General features: G+C 70.5%; 14 protein-coding genes. 6 read left to right on the forward strand and 8 right to left on the reverse strand.

The annotated features are described in order from the left end of the window. The 3 genes from M0R80_16615 to M0R80_16625 all read right to left on the reverse strand — a co-directional run. On the reverse strand, positions 1 to 736 hold a 736-nt coding region (locus M0R80_16615), incomplete at its 3' end, for a dihydroorotate dehydrogenase (GenBank protein MCK9461252.1). After that, on the reverse strand, positions 733 to 1506 hold the full coding sequence (locus M0R80_16620) for a dihydroorotate dehydrogenase electron transfer subunit (GenBank protein MCK9461253.1): 774 nt from the start codon (positions 1504 to 1506) through the stop codon (positions 733 to 735). The genes M0R80_16620 and M0R80_16615, both read right to left, overlap by 4 nt. An 11-nt stretch (positions 1507 to 1517) precedes the next feature. Further along, positions 1518 to 2096 carry a histidine phosphatase family protein gene (locus tag M0R80_16625; GenBank protein MCK9461254.1) on the reverse strand — a complete coding sequence of 193 codons (579 nt, stop codon included), beginning with the start codon at positions 2094 to 2096 and terminating at the stop codon, positions 1518 to 1520. Between the two features lie 85 nt (positions 2097 to 2181). Here M0R80_16625 and M0R80_16630 point away from each other — a divergent pair, with 85 nt between their 5' ends. After that, a complete protein-coding gene (locus M0R80_16630; protein ID MCK9461255.1) occupies positions 2182 to 2817 on the forward strand; it encodes a DUF2238 domain-containing protein in 636 nt (211 codons plus the stop codon). Positions 2818 to 2819: 2 nt separating this feature from the next. On the opposite strand, the gene M0R80_16635 is transcribed toward M0R80_16630, so the two are convergent. The 5 genes from M0R80_16635 to M0R80_16655 all read right to left on the reverse strand — a co-directional run bounded on the left by M0R80_16635 (position 2820) and on the right by M0R80_16655 (position 9658). Further along, positions 2820 to 3323, reverse strand: a complete 504-nt coding sequence (locus tag M0R80_16635) for a DUF3782 domain-containing protein (GenBank protein MCK9461256.1) — start codon at positions 3321 to 3323, stop codon at positions 2820 to 2822. A gap of 98 nt (positions 3324 to 3421) precedes the next feature. Further along, positions 3422 to 7423, reverse strand: coding sequence for a GAF domain-containing protein (locus tag M0R80_16640; protein MCK9461257.1), 4002 nt, complete (start codon positions 7421 to 7423; stop codon positions 3422 to 3424). Positions 7424 to 7456: 33 nt separating this feature from the next. Continuing rightward, on the reverse strand, positions 7457 to 8362 hold the full coding sequence (locus M0R80_16645; GenBank protein ID MCK9461258.1) for a nitronate monooxygenase: 906 nt from the start codon (positions 8360 to 8362) through the stop codon (positions 7457 to 7459). An 83-nt stretch (positions 8363 to 8445) separates the two neighbouring features. Further along, complete coding sequence (locus tag M0R80_16650; GenBank protein MCK9461259.1) at positions 8446 to 8961, reverse strand: ferritin family protein; 516 nt, start codon at positions 8959 to 8961, stop codon at positions 8446 to 8448. 91 nt (positions 8962 to 9052) lie between these two features. Further along, positions 9053 to 9658 (reverse strand): hypothetical protein, encoded by a 606-nt coding sequence (locus M0R80_16655; protein MCK9461260.1) that lies wholly within the window; start codon positions 9656 to 9658, stop codon positions 9053 to 9055. 129 nt (positions 9659 to 9787) lie between these two features. Here M0R80_16655 and M0R80_16660 point away from each other — a divergent pair, with 129 nt between their 5' ends. The 5 genes from M0R80_16660 (at position 9788) to M0R80_16680 (ending at position 16389) form a co-directional block, all read left to right on the forward strand. Next, positions 9788 to 11920, forward strand: a complete 2133-nt coding sequence (locus M0R80_16660) for a Zn-dependent oligopeptidase (protein ID MCK9461261.1) — start codon at positions 9788 to 9790, stop codon at positions 11918 to 11920. Positions 11921 to 11956: 36 nt separating this feature from the next. Continuing rightward, a complete protein-coding gene (locus M0R80_16665) occupies positions 11957 to 13966 on the forward strand; it encodes a sulfatase-like hydrolase/transferase (GenBank protein ID MCK9461262.1) in 2010 nt (669 codons plus the stop codon). Further along, complete coding sequence (locus M0R80_16670; GenBank protein ID MCK9461263.1) at positions 13963 to 14520, forward strand: YbhB/YbcL family Raf kinase inhibitor-like protein; 558 nt, start codon at positions 13963 to 13965, stop codon at positions 14518 to 14520. The genes M0R80_16665 and M0R80_16670 overlap by 4 nt, the downstream gene beginning before the upstream one ends. Positions 14521 to 14589: 69 nt before the next feature. Next, positions 14590 to 15864, forward strand: a complete 1275-nt coding sequence (locus M0R80_16675) for a beta-ketoacyl-[acyl-carrier-protein] synthase family protein (protein MCK9461264.1) — start codon at positions 14590 to 14592, stop codon at positions 15862 to 15864. Positions 15865 to 15897: 33 nt separating this feature from the next. Further along, complete coding sequence (locus M0R80_16680) at positions 15898 to 16389, forward strand: acyl-CoA thioesterase (protein MCK9461265.1); 492 nt, start codon at positions 15898 to 15900, stop codon at positions 16387 to 16389. Positions 16390 to 16744 lie beyond the last annotated feature (355 nt).

Here is a 16744-nt window from a genome sequence, read left to right on the forward strand (position 1 = left end):
CGCCGATGCCGATGATCGGGATCGCGGGGACCGCGCGGTGCACCTCGTAGATCAGCCGGACCGCGAGGGGGCGGATCGCCGGGCCGGACATCCCGCCCATCACGGCGCCGAGCCTCGGCCGCCGCGTCTCGACGTCGATGGACATGCCGCGGATCGTGTTGATCATCGAGAGGACGTCCGCGCCGGCGCCCGCGACCGCGGCCGCGACCGCCGGGAGGTCGGCCGCCTCGGGGGAGAGCTTCACGATCACGGGCAGGGAGGTCGCCTCGCGCACCGCGCGCGTCACCTCGGCGGCGGACTCCGGCCGAATTCCGAAGTGGATGCCGCCGGCCTTGACGTTCGGGCACGAGATGTTCACCTCGAGCGCCGCTACCCCTGGCACCGCGTCGAACCGCCGCGCCAGCTCCGCGAACTCCTCCGGCGACGTTCCGTAGGTGTTGACGATGACCGTCGCGCCGAGCGCGCGCAGGCGCGGCATCATCCTCTCCACGAACGCGTCGTAGCCGATGTTCGCGAGGCCTATCGAGTTGAGCATGCCCGCCGGGGTCTCGCAGACGCGCGGCGGCGGGTTCCCCATGCGGGGCGCCAGGGAGATCCCCTTGACGGAGATGCCGCCGAGTCGCGAGATGTCCATGAGCTCGGCGTACTCGACGCCGTAGCCGAACGTCCCGGAGGCCGCGATCACCGGGTTCTCGAGCGCGAGCCGGCCGAGCGAGACCGCGAGGGCGCCGCTCATCGCGCACCCCCTTCGCCGAAGATCTCGGCCGACTCGAACACCGGCCCGTCGCTGCAGACGTACTTGTAGTCGCCGCGCGCGGCGAGCACCGCGCACCCCTTGCAGGTCCCCATGCCGCACGCCATGGGCGACTCGAGCGCCACCTGGCACGGCGCGCCGCAGGCGACCGCGAGCCGCGCCACCGCCTCGAGCATCGGCTCCGGTCCGCACGCGTAGATCTGCGCGTCCCGACGGGAGGCGAGCAGCCGCTCGAGCGCCGAGGTGACGAACCCGCGCTCGCCCCGCGAGCCGTCCTCGGTCGCCAGCGTGAGCTCCCCGGCCGCCGCGAGCCTGTCCGCGAGGGGCAGATCGCCCGCCGTGCGCGCGCCGTAGAAAATGATCGGGCTCGTGCCGGCCGCGGCGAGCGACTCGGCAAGGAAAGCGATCGGCGCCACGCCGACGCCGCCCGCGACGAGCACCGGCGTGCGATCCGGGGCGGGCCCAAGGAACCCGTGCCCGAGCGGGCCGAGGACCGAGAGCCGATCGCCGGGCGCCAGCGCGCAAAGACGCCGCGTGCCGTCGCCCACCGCCCGCACGAGCACGGCGCCCACCGCGCCGACCTCGACGAGCGAGAACGCGCGGCCGAGCACCGGGTGCGCCCCCCAGGCGCCCCGGACCATCACGAACTGCCCGGGCCTGCCCGCCACCGGCCGCTCGCCCCGGAAGCGCAGGAGCGCCGTGCCGGTCGCGACCTCGACGTTTTCGACGATCTCGGTCTTCAGGTAGTCCATGGTCGCCAACTCTAGGTTGGCGCGGGGCGCTTGACAAGGTCGGGCGTCGGCGTCTCCTTCACGAACAGGAGGGTGCGCCTCGTCCAGTCGACGGCGCAGAGCCCGCCGTTCGGGAGGAACCGGTCCTCGCCGAGGTCCATGGTGAGCGCGCGGATCGCCCCGCCGTGGGTGAACGCGAGGTGGCGCCCGGGGGCGAGCGCGTCGGCGAAGCCCTTCACCCGCGCCTTGAACGTCTCGAGATCCTCGCCTCCCGGCGCGCGGAACGAGACGAAGCCGAGCAGCCCGTCACGGAGCGATGCGTCCACTTCCGACCACGGCCGGTCCTCGATCTCGCCGAAGCACATCTCGCGCAGCCGCGCGTCGGTCCGCGGCGCCCTGCCCAGCGCGAGCTCGGCCGTGGCGATCGCGCGCCGCAGGTCGGAGGACCAGATCCCGTCGAAGGCCTTGCCCGCGAGGAGCGGTTTCAGCGCGCGGGCCTGGTCCTCGCCGTGGGGGGTGAGCGCCACGTCGCTCCAGCCGGACAGGACGTTCGCCGCGTTGGCGGTCGTCTCGCCGTGGCGCACCAGCCAGATTTCGACGGAGCGCTGCATGGCGGTTTTCTGGGGGCTTTCGCCCGTCTTGTCAACCTCCCATTCCTCCCATGACTCCCATTCGATCCCATTGTAGAGTCCCCCCATGAAGCTCAGCCCGTTCGCCATCGCGCTGATCGCGGCGCTGCTCGCCGTGGCCGCGTGGTCGCTCGTGAGCCCGCTGCCGCTCCAGACGTGGTTTCTGGAGGTCGCGCCGGCGATCCTGGGCGGCGCGGCGATCGCCGTGGCGCACTTCCGCTTCGGCTTCGCGTTCACGCGGCTCGTGTGCGTCCTCCTCGCGGCGCACGCCGTGATCCTGATGGTCGGCGGCAAGTACACCTACGCCGCGAACCCGCTGTTCGAGTGGATCAAGGAGGCGCTCGGCCTCGCGCGCAACCACTACGACAGGCTCGGCCACTTCGCGCAGGGGTTCATCCCAGCGCTGGTCGTGCGGGAGATCCTGCTCCGCGCGTCGCCGCTCAAGCCGGGCAAGTGGCTCTTCTTCATCGTTGTGAGCATCTGCCTCGCGGTGAGCGCGTTCTACGAGCTCGTCGAGTGGTGGGTCGCGGTCGGGACGGGAGGCGACGCCCAGACGGCGATCGACTTCCTCGGCTCGCAGGGCGACGTCTGGGACGCGCAGTGGGACATGTGCATGTGCCTGGTGGGCGCGATCGCAGCGCAGCTCCTCCTGGGCCGCCTCCACGACAAAGCGATTACGAGGCGGCTCGGCGAGCGCCGGTAGCGCTACCACGCCCTCGGCTCGAACCCCGCTGAATTGAGGAACACCGCGTCGTCGCCCGCCTGGCCGATGACGAACAGCCCGGCGTTCGCGGCGAACTCGGCCTGTTTCTCCGGGATCACCATCGCCGCCATCGCCCCCAAGACCCGCGCGTCGGCGTAGCGCGGAAACAGCTCCTTGAAGATCGAGAGCCGCTCGAGGTGCTCCTCCACGTCGCGCTGCGACAGCTTCGACTTGACCTCGACCACGACGACATCGGAGTCGTTGACGACGAGCAGATCGACCTGCGCCTTTTTCCCGTTTCGCTCCGCCTCGAGGTCGCGGTGCGTCTCGCGGACATCGACACCGCGGTCGCGGAACAGCCGTACCAGCCCGGGCCGCACGACGCCCTCGACGAACTCGCCGAGGCGGTTGCCGAGCCCGCCGATCTGCCTGCCGAGATCGTTGATCCTCTTGTCGGTTTCCTTGAACAGCTGCTTGATGTCCTCGAACGAGACGGCGCTCTCCATCGCGATCCTCCTCCATGATCATACGACACCACCCCGTGCGGTGCATCAGGGATATCGGACGTTTCCTAGAAAGGTTGCCGGAAATCGACCGGGCCGCCTCAGTTTGCGCCGATGATCTTGAGGAACCCCTGGACGACGGCGGGGTCGAACTGCGAGCCGGACGACCTCCGGATCTCGGCGAGCGCGACCTCGGGGGAGAGCGCGTCGCGGTACGGGCGGCTCGACGTCATGGCGTCGTAGGTGTCCGCGACCGCGATGATCCGCGAGGCGAGCGGGATCTCCTCGGCGCGCCGGCGATCCGGGTAGCCGGTGCCGTCCCAACGCTCGTGGTGGTGGCGGACGTAGGTCTTGATCTCGCCCAGGAACTTGAGCGGCGTCAGGATCGAGTTGCCGTACGCCGGGTGCTGCTCGATGATGGCGCGCTCCTCCGGCGTGAGCTTCCGCGGGGCGAGGAGCACCTCGTCGCGGATGCCGATCTTGCCGATGTCGTGGAGCAGCGCCGCGTTGTAGATCGTGTCGACGTCGCTCGCCGGCAGGGAGAGCTCGGTCGCGATGTTCCGCGAGATGCCGGCCACCCGCTCCGAGTGGCCGCGCGTGTAGTCGTCGCGCGCCTCGAGCGCCTGCGCGAGCGACTTGAGCGTCTCGTAGTAGACCCGCTGCGTCGTCTCGAACAGTCGCGCGTTCTCGATGGCGATGGCGGCCTGCGAGGCCATCGTCTCGAGCATCTGGCGCTCGTCGTCGCCGAGCACCGCCTTGGCCTCGCGGACGAGCTCGAAGATGCCGATGGTGCGGTTGCCGATCGTCAGCGGGAGATCGACGACCGAGCGGATCCCCGAGCCCTCGGCCTGCCGCCCGGCCTCGGCGCGCGTCGAGAGTTCCTTGGTCTCGTCGTCGATGAGCCGGATCGCGCCGGCCGTGCACCCGACGATGCGCGAGGTCATCGCGAGGATCGAATGGAGCGTCGTGTCGAGATCGAGGCTCGCGGTGATCGCGCGCCCGGCCTCGTGCAGCGCGGTGAGCTGCTGGATCTGCGACTCGAGGTTCTCGTTCGCCTCGGCGATCTGGGCCGCGTAGTTCTCGAGCTCGTTGTTGAGCCGCTTCATCTCGGCGACGTTCTCGCCGAGCTGGCAGTTCGCCTCCTCGAGCCCCTTGATGAGCCGCGCGTTGTGGATCGAGATCGCCGCCTGCGACGCGAACGACTGGAACAGCTCGAGGTCGTTTTCGTCGAACGCGAACGGGCGCGGGCTCTCCGTGTCGAGGACGCCTATCACCTCGTCGAACAGCACGAGCGGGGCCGCCATCTCCGAGGCGCGCCGGTCCTGGCCCGGGACCGGGATGTAGTCCGGCGAGGCGGAGGTGTCGAGGACGAGCACCGGCTCTCCTTTCGAGGCCGCGCGCCCGGTGACCCCGCTGCCGAAAGGGACGCGCGTGCCGAGCGCGTCGCCGTAGCCGACCGCCGCGTGCAGCACGAGGTCGCCGGTCTCGGCCGGGTCCACGAGCAGGAGCGCGCACTGCGAGAGCGAGAGCGCCTCGCAGGCGTTCCGCAGGATCGCGTCGATCACCTCGTTGGGATCGTGGATGGTGTTCATGGCGCGCGACGCCTTGTTCAGGGCGTCGAGGCGCAGCCCGCGCAGCTCGAGATCGCGGATGAGCCGCGAGTTCTTGATCGCCGTCGCGGCCTGCGAGCCGAACACGCGGAAGAGCTGCAGGGCGTCCTCGTCGAAGGCGTTGGGCTCCATCGCCTCCGCGTCGATGATGCCGATGGTCTCGCCGTCGAGCACGAGCGGGACCGCCATCTCGCACCGCGCCCCCGGCGTGCCGGGGATGTAGTCGGTCCGCGCCGCGATGTCCGGGATGATGTCGGCCTTGCCGGTCACGAACATCGCGCCCACGAACCCCTCGCCGATCGGGATGCGCATCCCCTCCACGTCGCCGTGGTTGATCGCCTTGCGCACCGTGAGGTGCCCGGGATCGCCGTTCGGCGTGAGGACCGCGACCGAGTGCAGCCCGAGCGCCTTCTGCGCGAGCTTCAGGATGGACTCGAGCACGTGCTCCGGCTCCTCGAGGGTGTTGAGCGAGCAGGCGGCCCTGTGGATCAGGGTCAGCCGGCGCGCCTTGTCCTCGAGCGCGTGGATCATGCTGGCCTTCTTGAACGCCGTCGCGACCTGGGACCCGAAGATGCGGAACAGGTCGAGATCTCCCTCGTTGAACGCGTAGGGCTCCATCGCCTCGGCGTCCAGGATTCCGATGGTCTCGCCGTCGAGCACGAGCGGGACGGCCATCTCGCACCGCGCGCCCGGCGTGCCGTCGACGTACCCAGGCTGCGCGGCGATGTCGGGGATGACCCCGGCCTTGCCGGTCACGAACATCGTGCCGCAGAAGCCAGAGCCTATCGGGAGGCGCAGCCCCTCCACGTCGCCGTGATCGAGCGCCTTGCGCACGACGAGCGACTCTCCCGCGCGGTCCGGGATGACGATCGCCACCGCCTGGATGCCGAGCGCCTTCTGCGCGAGCTTCAGGATCGACTCGAGCATCTCCTCCGGGTCGTCGATGGCGTTGACGGAGCATGCGGCGCGGTGGATCAGCGTGAGGCGGCGGCTGCGCTCCGCGAGCTCGGTCCGTTGCCCCGCGGCGCGGACGGCCGACGCGACCTGGGACGCGAGCATCCCGAGGATCTCGGCGTCGGCCTGGGTCAGGATCTCGTCGCCGGCGGTCTCGGCGTTGAGCACGCCGATGACCTCGTCTTCGACGCGGAGCGGCACCGCGACGTTCGACCGCGCGTCCTTGAGCCCGGTCACGTAGCGGGGATCGGTGCGCACGTCGGACACGAGGACGGTGCTGCCCGTGCCGTACGCCTCGCCGCAGAGGGATCCCTCGATCGGGATCTGCCGGCCCGCCGTCTCCTCGCCGTAGCCGACGCAGCCCGCGACGCGCAGGTGCATCCCGGAGGGGGCGGGGAGCAGCACCGCGATCTGCTGGAAGCCGAGCGCCTGCTGGGCCAGCTGGAGGATCTCGGCGAGGAGGGTGTCGAGGTCGAGGATCGACGTGAGCTTCTCCGAGGTCCGCGCGAGGAGCTTCAGGCGGCCCGCCAGGCGGTCCGTCTCCCGCGTCGACGTCTCGAGGGCGTCGCGCACGCGCGCGTTGCCGATGGCTGTCGCCGTCTGGTCCGCGAAGATCGACGCGTGGAGGAGATCCGTCTCGCCGAACCTCGCGACGTCGCGGTGCTCGGCGTTGAGCACGCCTATCACCTCGTCGCGGAACACGAGCGGCACCGCCATCTCCGAGCGGCAGCCGGACAGCCCCGCCACGTAGTCGGGGATCGTCTGCACGTCGTCGATGACGACCGGCTTCCTCTCCTCCGCGACGCGCCCTGTGACCCCTGTGCCGCGGCGCACGGAGAGGCCGATCACGTCGCGGTCGTAGCCGCGGGCCGCGACCACGACGACGTTCTCCTTCTTCTCGTCCCAGAGCTGGACGGCGACCGTGTCGAGGTGGAGCGCCTCGTGCACCGACTCGACGACCCGATCGAGCAGCCGCTCGAGGTTCGTCTCCTGGGCGAGCCCCTGGCCGATGCGGGCGATCGACACGAGCCGGCGCGCCCGCTCCTCGAGATCCGCCATGAGCCGCAGGTTGCGGATGGCGGTCACGACCTGCTCGGCGAACGTCGAGAACATCGCCTGATCCGCGGTCGAGAACCTGTGCTCGCGGCTCTCCATGTCGAGCACGCCGATCGTCTCGCCCCCGGTCCGCAGCGGCACCGCGATCTCGGAGACGGCGTCCGTGACGCCGCGGATGTACCGCGGGTCGTTCACCGTCTCGGTGACGAGCTGGGGCTCGCCGGTCTGGAGCGCGTACCCGGTCACGCCCTCGCCGGGCGCGACCCTGAAGCTGCGCACGACGTCGGGATCGTAGCCGCGGGAGGCGGCGACGGTCAGCGAGCCGTCCCGGGGATCCTGGAGCAGGATCGCCGCGGTCTGGTTCTGGAAGATGGACTCGATGAGATCGAACACGCGTTCGTAGAGGGCGCTCGGGACCTGCACTTCGCCGAGCTGCTTTCCGGCGTCCGCGAGCTTGGTGAGCTGTTCCAGGAGGTGAATCATGCGGAGCACAATACCATCTCCGGAATCGGTCGCCTAGCCGTCGGCGAGACCGTCGGCGAGGCCGGCGAGCCTCGCCGCCGCGGTCCTGAAGCCCTCGACCATCCGCGCGATCACCATGGCCGCAGTCGGGAGATCCTCGATTCGGAAGGCCGCCTGCCCGATCTCGAGCTCGCCCTCGTCGAGCTCGCCCTCGAAGATCCCCCTGCGCGCGCGGCCCTCGCCGCGGATCGAGAGGAGCTCCTCTGGGCTCGCCCCGCTCGCCTCGGCCTCGAGGGCGCGGCGGACATAGGCGTTCGCGAGCGCCCGCGTCGGCATGGCGCGGCGGAGGCAGAGCGCGGCGTCCGTCTCGCCTGCCGCGATCACCGCCGACTTGTACGCCGCCGAGGCCGACGACTCGACGGTGACCGCGAAGCGGGACCCCACCTGGACCCCCTCCGCGCCGAGCGCGAGCGCCGCGGCCAGGCCCGCGCCGTCCGCGATCCCGCCGGCCGCGATCGTCGGGATGCGCACCGCCGCGGCGACGGACGGCCAGAGCACCGTGCTCGCCACCTCCTCGAACCCGTTGTGGCCCCCGGCCTCGGTCCCCTCGGCCACGACCGCGTCGCAGCCCGCGTCCTCGGCCTTGCGCGCGAGCGCCGCGGACGGCACGACGTGTACGACGGTCGCGCCCGCCGCCTTCAGGGCGGGGGTGAGCCGCTTCGGGCTTCCCGCGGACGTGAAGAAGATGCGGACGCCCGCCGAGAGGGCGGCTTCGACGTGCCGCTCGGCGCGCCGGCCGTTGACCGGCACGTTCACGCCGACGGGGAAGGCGGTGGCGGCGCGCGCCTTGGCGAGGTGCTCCACGAGGAGATCGGGGGACATGGAACCCGCGCCGATCAAGCCGAGGCCGCCCGCTTCGGAGACCGCCGCCGCGAGGCGCCAGCCGGCGGCCCAGATCATCCCGCCCTGGACGATCGGGTAGCGCACGCCGAGGAGCGCGGTCACCCGTGTGCGGATCGCGTCCACCGCGCGCCCCTCGCGGCCTAGGCGCCGTCGAGACCGGCGCGCTCCTTGGCCGAGAGCCACGCGCCCGGATCCTCGAGGTAGGAGATCGAGTCGCGCACGGAGAGGAGGTGCTCCCGCTCGATCCCGGCGAGGATCCCGAAGAACGAGGCCTCCCGCGGGTTCGCGCACGCGGCGGACAGATCCTGGTACAGCGCGGAGCCCGCCGCCTCGAACGACTCGGCCCTCCGGAGCGCGGACATGTCGTCGGCGTCGTGCGCCGCGACCTCCGCAGTGTCACGCGCGACGGCGGAGAGCCGCTGCCGCACGTCCGTCCCCGCGACCTCGAGCGGGACGCTCTCGGGCCAGGAGCCGTCGCTCTTCAGCTTCTGGTACAGCACGGCGAGCCGCCGCTTGTGCTCGTCCTCGTCCGCCGCGAGCGCCTCGAAGAGGACCCGCGCGACGACGTTGCGCGTGCGCCGGGCCTGCTCGAGGTAGAAGTGCTTCTCGGCCTGCTCGTTCTTCATCGCGAGCTCGATCGACGACATCCTGTCCATGAATGACCTCCTCTGTGCCCGTGCGCGGCGCACGATCGTGATTGAGCCGCCTGTCGTCTTTCGCCTTGCCGCAGGACCCCGCGCTCCCTCGTCAGCGGTCCAGCTTCGCCTCGATGCGCGCCATGATCTCGACCAGCGTGTCCAGCTTGGCCGCGATCGCGTCGATGCGCGTCTCCAGGAGCACGGAGGGATCCTTCTCGATCTCCGACACGACGGACTGGAGCTCCATGCTGAGGCGTTCCGGCGGGTCGGACTTGGTGCGCGTGTCCCCGTAGTACTTCCGCAGCGACTTGCGCAGCCGGAACTCGGGCGCGATGAGCGGCATCACCGTGAGGCCGGTCAGCCGCTCCACGGCGTCGAGCGCCTTCTGGTCGAACGGATCGGCCATGGCGAGGTAGAGGAGCTCGCCGGACCTTCGGATCGGGACGACGGAGTGCTCGATCGCCGCGTGGCGCGGCACGAGATCGAGGATCTCCTGCGGGACGAACAGGCCGTGGATGTTGACGCACGGCAGGTTCGTCTGCTTGGAGAGGAACGCGGCGAGCACGGCCTCGTCGATGAACCCGAGGTGCACGAGCGCGCTCCCGAGCCGCTCGCCCGTCGAGGACTGCTCCTGCAGCGCCACGCGCAGCTGGATCCCGTCAATCAGGTTCGCGTCGAGAAGCAGATCTCCCAGGCGCTTCGCAGGCTCGGCCATCGGTCGTGACCTCCGTTTGCAGCGACGACAGGTCAACACAATAGCACAAGAACGGACCGGGTGTACCAGGTGCCCGACTCGATGTTATTGTCGCTGCCGAAACGAGGGTATGAAGAAGGAGGCGGGGCGATGAGGAATCCGAGGATCGCGCTGACGTTGGCCGCGGCGGCCTGCGTGCTCGGGGCGCTCGTTTGGGCGTGCTCCGGAGGCGAGGACAAGGCCGCGGATGAGGCCGCGAAGGCGGCGGCCGCGAAGGAGCCGGACGCGGCGACCGCGAAGGAGGAGGAGCGAGCGATGAAACCCGAGGTCCCGAAATCGGACATCTCCGGGGAGCTGTTCGAGCCCCCGATCCCCAAGGCCCCCGCCGAGGTGGGCGCGTACTGCGAGAAGTGGCTCGACGCGGCCGTGTCGGCGCGCGACGAGGTCGTCGGCGTCGAGGGGGCGCGGACCGTCGACAACACCCTGATGAAGATGAACGACATCTTCATAGACGTCGAGCACGTGCTGCCGTTCTCGGAGCTCATGGCCAACGTGCACCCGGACGAGAAGGTGCGCACCGCAGAGGAGAAGTGCCAGCAGGAGGCGATGAAGCTCGTCACCGAGATCGGCCTCGATCGCCGGCTCTTCGACGCCCTCCACGCGATGGACACCGGCGGCGCGGATCCGCTGGCGCTCCGCTCCCGCGACCACCTGCTGCGCGACTACCGGCGCTCCGGCGTCGACAAGGACGACCCGACCCGCGCGAAGCTCAAGGCGATCAAGGAGGAGATGGTCAAGGTGGGGCAGGAGTTCTCGCGGCGCGTCCGCGAGGACAAGAAGACCGTGCGGTTCGCGCCCGAGGCGCTCGCGGGGCTGCCCGCGGACTTCCTGAAGGCCCGCGCGCCGGGCAAGGACGGGAAGGTCGCGATCACGACCGAGTACCCGGACTACTTCCCGATCCTGTCGTACGCGGACCAGGAGGCGGTGCGCAAGGAGCTCTACCTCGCCTTCATGACCCGCGCCTACCCGGCGAACGAGAAGATCCTGAAGAAGCTGCTCGGCCTGCGCGCGGAGTACGCGGCGATCCTCGGCTACCCGAGCTGGGCCGAGTACGCGGCCGAGGACAAGATGGTCAAGGACGAGAAGACGATCGCCGAGTTCATCGACCGGGTCGCGGCGATCGCGCGGCCGCGAGTGGAGCGCGATCTCGGCGACATGCTCGCGCGCAAGAAGAAGGACGTGGCGGACGCGGACGCGATCCACGAGTGGGACCGCCTCTACTACACCAAGAAGATCCAGACCGAGCGGTTCGGCGTGGACTCCCAGGAGGTCCGCAAGTACTTCGACTTCGCGAAGGTCCAGGCCGGCGTCCTCGCGGTCGCCGAGGAGCTTTTCGGCGTGCGGTTCGTGAAGGCGGCGGACGCGGCGACGTGGCACGAGGCCGTCGAGGCGTACGACGTCATGAAGGGCGACAAGCGCGTCGGCCGCTTCTACCTGGACATGCACCCGCGCGACGGCAAGTACGGCCACGCCGCGATGTTCCAGATCGTGTCCGGCATCTCCGGGACGCAGCTGCCGACCGCGTCGCTCGTCTGCAACTTCCCGAAGCCGTCCGCGGACGGCCCGGCGCTCATGGAGTACGGCGACGTGACGACGTTCTTCCACGAGTTCGGGCACCTCATGCACCACATCCTCGGCTCCGGCTACAGGTACGCGAACCTCACCGGCCTGAGCTGCGAGTGGGACTTCGTCGAGGCGCCGTCGCAGATCTTCGAGGAGTGGGCGCGCGATCCCTTGGTGCTCGCCCGCTTCACGGCGCACAGCGAGACCGGGGCCCCGATCCCGAAGGAGCTCGTGGAGCAGATGCGCGCGTCGGACGAGTTCGGGAAGGGCGTGAACGTGATGCGGCAGCTGTTCCTCGCCTCGCTGTCGCTCGCGTACCACAACGCGGATCCGGCGAAGCTCGATCTCCTCGAGCTGCTCAAGACCGTCCAGTCGAAGTACAGCCCGTACCCGTACGAGGAGGGCTCCTTCCTGTTCGCGAACTTCACGCACCTCGAGGGGTACGGCTCGATGTACTACACGTACATGTGGTCGCTGAAGCTCTCGAAGGATCTGTTCACGCGGTTCGCCGAGAAGGGGCTGATGGATCCGGGCGTCGCGGCCGACTACGAGAAGTACGTCATCGGGGCGGGCGGCGCGGTGGACGCGGAGCGGATGGTCGAGAACTTCCTCGGCCGGCCGGCCTCGTTCGACGCCTTCGAGAAGTACCTGAAGGAGTAGGGGCGGGGCGCGCCCCGCCCGCCGCGACGACGCGACATGCGATTCCAAGTCCCCATACGGCTGCGCGCGCTCTTCTTCCGCAACTTCGTCGCCGCGGCCGCCGTGCTCCTGCCGTTCAAGGTCGCGCTCGTGCTGAACAACGTCTTCGGCACCGAGGGGTTCGCGCCGGGACCCTCGCTCGCCGCGAAGTCGCTCCTGTTCTACGGCGGCGATCTCCTCGGCGCGGCGCTCGTGGCGGCGCTCGCGGCAGCCGTCTCGTGGCCCCTCGTCGCGCTCGGCAGGGCGCGGTTCGGCCACGCGGCCGCGATCGCGGCGCAGCTGCTCCACGGCGCGCTCGTCGCGGTGAGCTTCTTCACGACGCTGTACATAGGCGGCCCGCTCAACCGCGAGGTGATCGAGCTCTCGTCTCTCGCTAGCGACGCCAACGCCGAGGCAGGGGCGGGCGGGGCGCTGTGGTCGTCCATCGCGCACTACCTCGGGCCGCTCCAGATGGGCGCGGTGCTCGCGGGCTTGGCGCTCCCGCTCGCCGCGTACCTCCTCCAGCCGCGGATCGCCGCGCGGATCGGCCGGCGCGCGAAGCGGGGGCTGCTCGCCGCCGCCGCGATCGAGGCCGCGCTCACGGCGCTGCTCCTCCCGTGGCTCATCAACGGCCACGTCCTGGGCATCCGGCTGCACACGTACGGCCTCGAGCGATCGCCGGGCCTCGTGCTCGCCGGGTCGTACGTCAAGCCGCTCTTCGCGGGCCTCGGGCGCGAAGGCGCGGCGCCCGCGGATCCGTTCACCTTCGACTTCGGGGCGGTCGAGCTCGCGGGCTACCCGGCCGGGCCCAACCCGCTGCGCGGCGCGACCCCGAAACGGACGAACGTCATCCTCATCGCCCTGGAGTCCGTCGGCGCGGCCCACTCGGACTCGGACCCCGGCGTCATGCCGTTCGTCCGGGGCGCGGGCTCGCGGCCCGGGAGCGTGTACCTCGCGCGCCACCACACGGTGTGGCCGCAGACGATGAAGGCGTTCTTCTCGGTGTTCTGCTCCGAGCTGCCGTACCCGTACTACCAGTCGATCACCGCGGTGAACCCGTCGATCCCGTGCGTCAGCCTGTCGGAGGCGCTCCACGCCGAGGGCTACGCGACGGCGCTCATCACGAGCGCCGACTTCTCCTACGACCGGAAGATGCGCTTCTTCCGGCACCGCGCGTTCGATCACGCCGTGGACATGAAGACCCTGCCGGAGCGGGAAGGGGCGTGGGGCGACTCGTGGGGCGTCGAGGAGACGGTCGCGGTGCGGCACATCCTCGACTGGGCCGCAGAGGAGCGGGACGCGCCGTTCTTCGTCTTCTACGAGATGTTCACGGCGCACCACCCGTACAACGCGTGCGCCGAGCACGAGCGGGCCCCGCTCGCCGAGCACCCGGCGTACCTCCGCGCGCTGCGCTACATCGACGATCGGGTGCGCGAGATCGCCGAGGGGCTCGACCGGCTCGGGCTGGCGGACGAGACCCTGCTCGTCGCGTTCGGCGACCACGGGGAGGGGTTCGCGCGGCACCCGGGCGGCAAGAGCCACGGCCCGAAGGTCTGGGACGAGATCGTCCGCGTGCCGGCGATGCTCGAGGGGCCGCAGCTCGAGGGCGTGTCGGGGGAGATCGCGCTGCCCACGTCGCACGTCGATCTCGCGCCGACGATCCTGGGCTTGCTCGGGATCGACGCGCCGTGCACGATGAAGGGGCGCAACCTCGTGGCCTCGGACGAGCCGCGCGTCGTGCTGTTCGGCGGCAGGCCGCCGGGCGCGCAGCGGGGCCTCGTGGACGGCCGGTGGAAGTACATCGAGGAGGAGGACGGGCCGCAGATGCTGTTCGACCTTGCGACCGACGCCGCCGAGCGGGTCAACCGCATCTCCGGGAGGGAGGCGCAGGCGGCTGCGTACCGCGCGCGGCTCGACGCGTGGCGCGCGTTCTCGGAGAACCTGATCGAGAACTACGCCAGCGTGCTCGGCGAGAGCGGCTGCCGGCCGAGGGAGCCGGCGCGGGCGACGAGCGGGGGGGCGCGGTGAGGCGCGCGGCCGCGGCGTTCGCTTTCGGCGCGTTCGTCTCGGCGTGCGCCGGCGGGGACGAGCTGCCGTCGTTCGAGGTCACGAGCCTCGCGTTCGGCGACGGCGAGACGATCCCGGCGAAGCACACCTGCCAGGCGGAGGACCGCTCGCCGCCGCTGCGGTTCGAGGGCGCGCCCGAGGAGACGGCGTCCTACGCGATCGTCATGATCCAGGCGGACGAGGGCGCGGACGCGGTCGCGCGGTGGCTCCTCTGGGGGGTCGCGGCGGAGGCGGCCGGGATTGCCGGGGGCGTCGCGCTCGGCGAGGAGCCGGCCGCGGGCCTGTCGCAGGGGACGAACGACCTCGGCGTCGTCGGCTACTCGGGGCCGTGCCCGGCGGAGGTGGAGGAGGGGGAGCCCGAGGACACGGCGACCCACCGCTACGTCTTCCGGGCGTACGCGCTCTCTCAGCCGCCCGCCGTGGATCCGGGCGCGCTAGCGGGCCAGCTGCTCGCCGCGATCGACGACCTCGTGATCGCGACGGGCTCCCTCGAGGGGGTCTGGGCCGCGGAGTAGGGGGGGCGCCGCGCCTCGAGGGCGCACGGAGCTTGCATTCCAACGCTCAAGTGACTAGGAAGAACCTTCATGAGGGCGCCCGAGAACAATCGCGTCGTGGTGGTCGGCACCGAGGTGTCGACGTCGCTCGGCCACGGGCTCGAGAAGACGTGGCGGCGCGCGGTGAACGGCGAGTCCGGGATCCGCTGGCTGACGCGGTTCGACGCGGGCGACTACCCGGCCAAGGCGGTCGGCGAGATCCCGGACTACGATCCGCTCGCCTACGAGTTCCTCTCCGAGCGCGACGTCTACTTCTGGGACGCGAAGTTCATCCCTTTGACGATGGCGCTCTGCCACGACGTCGCAAAGAAGACCGGGCTCGTGATCGACGCCTCGAACGCGCACCGGGTGGGCGCGCTCATCGGCTCCGCGATCAACGGCAACGACTCCTACGAGCAGAACCTCGAGGGGATTCGCGAGGGCGGGGCGCTCAAGGTCTCGCCGTTCTGCCTGCCGAACATCTGCGCCAACATGCCCGCGGGCAAGGCGTCGATCCTGCTCGGGTTCACGGGGCCCGTGATGGCGCCGGCGACCGCGTGCGCGACGGCGAACCACTGCATCGCCGAGGCGGCCGAGATCATCCAGCGCGGCGACGCGGACGTCATGTTCGCGGGCGGCGCCGAGATGCCGCTCCTGCCGGCGATCCTCTACGGCTTCGGCAACATGCGGGCGCTCCTGATGTCCGAGAAGGGCGATCGCTCGCTCGAGAACCCGGCCGCCGCGAGCCGCCCGTACAGCGGGGATCGGCGCGGCTTCGTGCTCGCGGAGGGCGCCGGGATCGTCCTGCTCGCGTCGCTCGCCTACGCCGAGCGGAGGGGGCTCCCGATCCTCGCCGAGGTGATCGGCCAGCACATGAACTCGGACGCGTACCACTACACGAATCCCAAGGTGGAGACGATCACCGCCTGCGTGCGCGGCGCGATCGAGGACGCCGGGGTCGCGGTCGACGAGGTCGGCTACATCAACGGCCACGGCACCTCGACGAAGGTCGGCGACAAGACGGAGATCGCGTGCCTGCGCACCGTGTTCGGCGACGCGCTGCGGAAGATCCCGATCTCCTCGAACAAGTCGCAGTTCGGCCACTCGCTCGCGGCGTCCGCGGCGCTCGAGGCCGCGATGACCGTGCGCGGGCTCGTCGAAGGGATCATCCTGCCGACGCTCAACCTCCGCGTGGACCCCGACTTCGCGGACCTCGACCTCGTCCCGGAGACCGCGCGCCGCGCGCCGCACGACATCGCGATCTCGACCTCCTTCGGCTTCGGCGGCCCGAACTGCTGCGTCGTGTTCAAGCGATTCGGCGCTTGACGCCCGGCCGATTCGCCGCATAGAAGAACCACCGTGAAACGCCGGTTCGAAATCGAGTGCGAGCTCCCGGAGGACTTCGTCGTCGAGCGCGGCACCGGCCTCAAGTGGCACCGGGAGAAGCTGCGCGTGCTGTACGCGGACACGGACAGATCGAGCGTCGTCTACCACGCGAACTACCTGAAGTACTTCGAGGTCGGCCGCGCCGGGCTCATCCGGTCGAGCGGCCGCAGCTACAAGGAGATCGAGAAGCTCGGGCTGTTCCACCCGATCGTCGATCTGCGCGTCCAGTTCGAGTTCCACGCCGACTACGACGACCTCCTGTCGATCTACGCGCGCCCGCGCAGCCTCGAGCCGGTGCGGTTCGGCTACGACTACATCGTCCGCAACGACGAGATCGGGCGCGTGCTCGTGCACGGCCACACGGTGCACTGCTGCATCGATCCCAAGCACCGCGTCCTCCCGGTCGACCCGGTGACGCGGCAGATCTTCGCCGACTTCGGCGTGACCGGCCCGGCCCGCGATTAGCCTGGCGGAGCAATGAACGTCGGCCGCGCCCACGAGGAGCGCGGTCAGGATTCTCCTGCGCGACAAGTCGCTTCGGAGACAAGCCCGGTGGGCTTCTCGTTTCGACAGCCCGAAGGGCTTCTCCTCCGAATGAGGAATCCTGACCGCGGCCCTGGTGACCGCGGTCCGTGGGCAGCGGATGCTGTCGGGTTCCTTCTGACCTACGATCCCATCTTCGATTCGTGCCTGCCGACCATGTACGGGTAGGTGAAGCCGCGGAAGCAGGCGCGGAAGGGCGGGAGCTTCGCCTTGGGGATCGCCGCGAGCAGCTTCTCGAGCACGCACTCGCCCAAGGGCGTGTCGGCGTGCATCCCGC

The organism is Pseudomonadota bacterium (assembly GCA_023229365.1).
In the GTDB taxonomy this organism is placed as follows: Bacteria; Myxococcota_A; Polyangia; order JAAYKL01; family JAAYKL01; genus JALNZK01.

What these genes read in the sequence shown, in the direction of transcription:
- M0R80_16625 (MCK9461254.1), bottom strand. Translation starts at nt 2,096, where the DNA reads ATGCAGCGCTCCGTCGAAATCTGGCTGGTGCGCCACGGCGAGACGACC.
- M0R80_16665 (MCK9461262.1), top strand. Translation starts at nt 11,957, where the DNA reads ATGCGATTCCAAGTCCCCATACGGCTGCGCGCGCTCTTCTTCCGCAAC.
- M0R80_16675 (MCK9461264.1), top strand. Translation starts at nt 14,590, where the DNA reads ATGAGGGCGCCCGAGAACAATCGCGTCGTGGTGGTCGGCACCGAGGTG.
- M0R80_16660 (MCK9461261.1), top strand. Translation starts at nt 9,788, where the DNA reads ATGAGGAATCCGAGGATCGCGCTGACGTTGGCCGCGGCGGCCTGCGTG.
- M0R80_16630 (MCK9461255.1), top strand. Translation starts at nt 2,182, where the DNA reads ATGAAGCTCAGCCCGTTCGCCATCGCGCTGATCGCGGCGCTGCTCGCC.
- M0R80_16645 (MCK9461258.1), bottom strand. Translation starts at nt 8,362, where the DNA reads ATGATCTGGGCCGCCGGCTGGCGCCTCGCGGCGGCGGTCTCCGAAGCG.
- M0R80_16650 (MCK9461259.1), bottom strand. Translation starts at nt 8,961, where the DNA reads ATGGACAGGATGTCGTCGATCGAGCTCGCGATGAAGAACGAGCAGGCC.
- M0R80_16620 (MCK9461253.1), bottom strand. Translation starts at nt 1,506, where the DNA reads ATGGACTACCTGAAGACCGAGATCGTCGAAAACGTCGAGGTCGCGACC.
- M0R80_16635 (MCK9461256.1), bottom strand. Translation starts at nt 3,323, where the DNA reads ATGGAGAGCGCCGTCTCGTTCGAGGACATCAAGCAGCTGTTCAAGGAA.
- M0R80_16640 (MCK9461257.1), bottom strand. Translation starts at nt 7,423, where the DNA reads ATGATTCACCTCCTGGAACAGCTCACCAAGCTCGCGGACGCCGGAAAG.
- M0R80_16655 (MCK9461260.1), bottom strand. Translation starts at nt 9,658, where the DNA reads ATGGCCGAGCCTGCGAAGCGCCTGGGAGATCTGCTTCTCGACGCGAAC.